This is a genomic window from Pseudomonas sp. ANT_J28 (genome assembly GCF_008370005.1).
Lineage (GTDB): Bacteria > Pseudomonadota > Gammaproteobacteria > Pseudomonadales > Pseudomonadaceae > Aquipseudomonas > Aquipseudomonas frigoris.
Genome location: NZ_VOBM01000092.1, coordinates 1 through 2564 on the forward strand (window position 1 = coordinate 1; position 2564 = coordinate 2564).

A 2564-nucleotide genomic window follows, 5' to 3' on the forward strand; every position below is an offset into this window, starting at 1 on the left:
CCAACATCCGGACACTCATTCCACGCTCATTCGGACAGGCAGTCGGAGCGCAGCGACGCAGGTTTGCATTGTTAGTCTGAAGTCCCTGTTGCCGTCAATTTCGTTGCGCGCCTGCGCATCGATTCGCCCTTCAGTTCGATGCGATAAGCGTTGTGCACGAGTCGGTCGAGGATCGCATCGCCCAAGGTCGGATCGCCGATCAGCGCATGCCATTTGTCCACCGGCATCTGGCTGGTCACTAGCGTCGAGCGGTTGCCGTAGCGGTCGTCCAGCAGTTCAAGCATGTCGCGCCGTTGCGCAGCGGTAAACGGCGCCAGGCCCCAGTCGTCCAGGATCAGCAAGTCGGTCTTGGCATAACCCGCCATCAGTTTCGCGAAGCGGCCGTCGCCGTGGGCCAGGCCTAGTTCTTCCATCAAGCGCGGCAAGCGCAGATAACGCACGCTGTAACCGTCGCGGCAGGCCTTATGAGCCAGCGCGCAGGCGAGCCAGGTTTTGCCTACGCCAGTTGGGCCGCCGATGATCAGGTTCAGGCCGTCGCGCAGCCACTGGCCGCTGCCCAGTTGCAGGATCAAGGCCTTGTCCAAGCCACGCGGACTGCGATAGTCGATGTCTTCCAGGCAGGCGTTATGGCGCAGTCGTGCGGCCTTGAGGCGAGTAGTCAGGCGGGCGTCTTCGCGCTCGGTCAGCTCGCGGTCGACCATCAGACCGAAGCGTTCGTCGAAGCTGAGATCGTTGATGTCAGGCGTTGCGTGTTGTTCGCCAAGCGCCTTGATCATGCCGTGCAGGCGCAGGGTTTGCAGCTTGTCGAGTGTCGGGTTGGGCAGCATTTTGGTGCTCCTTTTTCAGGTCAGTGGTAGTAGCCAGGGCCGCGCAGGTTGATGTGTTCTTCAGGCAGTAACGGCAGGTTTTGCTGGGCCAGCGGCAGCCGTTCCAGCCCTTGGCGCAGGATCGATTCAAGGCTTTTGTAGCTGCACGCGCCCAGTGCCAGCGCTCGCTGGCAAGCGGCTTCCAGCCGCTCGTCGCCGTGCTGTTTGCTCAGGCGCAGGATCCCCAGGCAGGCGCGGAAGCCGTGCTGCGGATGGATCCGGCGTTCGAGGATGTAGGCGATTACACCAGCGGTGTTCGGCCCGGTCTGCTCAGCCCAGTGGATCAGTCGCTGCGGCGTCCATTCGGCATGTTCGCGGTGACTTTTGGGCATGTGCTCGGTTTGGGTGGTGTGGCGGCCTTTGTGCGGCGAGCGCAGATGGCTGGCCACCCGCTGGTTGGCGTGGAAACACTCGACGGTCTGCGCGGTCAACCGCACTTCGAGTTGGTGCTTCACCAGCTGGTACGGCACCGAGTAGTAATGGCCCTCGACCTCGACGTGGTAGTCGATGTGCACCCGCACCTTTTTCCATTCGGCGTAGACATACGGATGTTCTGGTAGCGGTTGCAGTGCGGGTTGGTCGATGGTCTCGAAGGCCGAGCGGCGTGAGCCGGGCAGCTTCTTGAAGGGCTTTTGATTGAGGCGTTCGAGCAGCAGGCTGATTGCCGTGTTGAGTTCTCCGAGCGAGAAGAACTGGCGGTTGCGCAGCACTGCCAGGATCCAGCGCTCGACCACTTGCACACCCACTTCAACCTTGGCTTTGTCCTTGGGTTTACGCGAACGCGCGGGCAGTACGGCTACGCCGTAATGCTCGGCGAGATCGCGGTAACTGGGGTTGATGTCCGGCTCGTAGCGATGCGCCTTGGTGACGCCACTGCGCAGATTATCGGGCACCAGGATCTGCGATGTGCCGCCGAAAAAAGCAAAACAGCGGGCGTGCGAGCCCAGCCAGTCGGGCAGTTTCTGCGACCAAGTGGCCTCGGCGAAGGTGTAGCTGGACGCGCCGAGGACGGCGACGAAGATCTGGGCCTGACGGATTTCACCGGTCTGTCGGTCGATAATGGGCGCGGTCTGTCCGGCGTAATCGACGAACAGCTTTTCGCCGGCACGGTGCTCCTGGCGCATGACAACGTCGACCTTGGCGGCCCAGAGGCGGTAGTGCTCGCAGAACCAGCTGTATTGGAAGCCTTGCGGGTGAGCGAGTCGGTACTCTTGCCAAAGCAGGGCCAGAGTTACGCCGGGGCGGCGCAACTCGGCATGCGCCCAAGCCCAGTCAGGCATCGGGCGCTGGTCGCTCGGCACCGGTACTGCCGGCGGAAACAGGCGTCGGTTCAGCTCCGCATCAGAGATATCGATGGGCCACTGAAGCCCACTGGCTGCGAACCGGCAAAGGTAGTCTCCCGCGCTTGAATGGCCAATGGATAAACTTTTGGCGATCTTGCGCACGGACAGGCCGGCGTCGAACTTTAGGCGTAGTACCTCTCGGATTTTACGCATGGATAAACGCTCCACGACGACCTCTTCGCTTCGAAAAAAGAGGTCGATGGTAGTGAATAATCCTGCGTTGCTGCCTGCCTGAAAGTGTCCGGATGGCCGTGGAATCGGTGTCCGGATGCTCGTGGAATGAGTGTCCGGATCAGCGTGGAATCAGTGTCCGGATGTTGGTGGAATGGGTGTCCGGATGGTCATGGAATCCCCA

At 61.4% G+C, this 2564-nt stretch carries 2 protein-coding genes; both read right to left on the reverse strand.

All coding sequences use genetic code 11. From position 1 onward, the window contains the following. Positions 1-71: 71 nt before the first annotated feature. Entirely contained in the window at positions 72-827 is a 756-nt protein-coding gene (gene istB / locus FQ187_RS29760; protein ID WP_149632214.1) for an IS21-like element ISPsy14 family helper ATPase IstB, read from the reverse strand. A gap of 20 nt (positions 828-847) precedes the next feature. Next, on the reverse strand, positions 848-2362 hold the full coding sequence (gene istA, locus FQ187_RS29765) for an IS21 family transposase (RefSeq protein WP_149632215.1): 1515 nt from the start codon (positions 2360-2362) through the stop codon (positions 848-850). Positions 2363-2564: the final 202 nt, after the last annotated feature.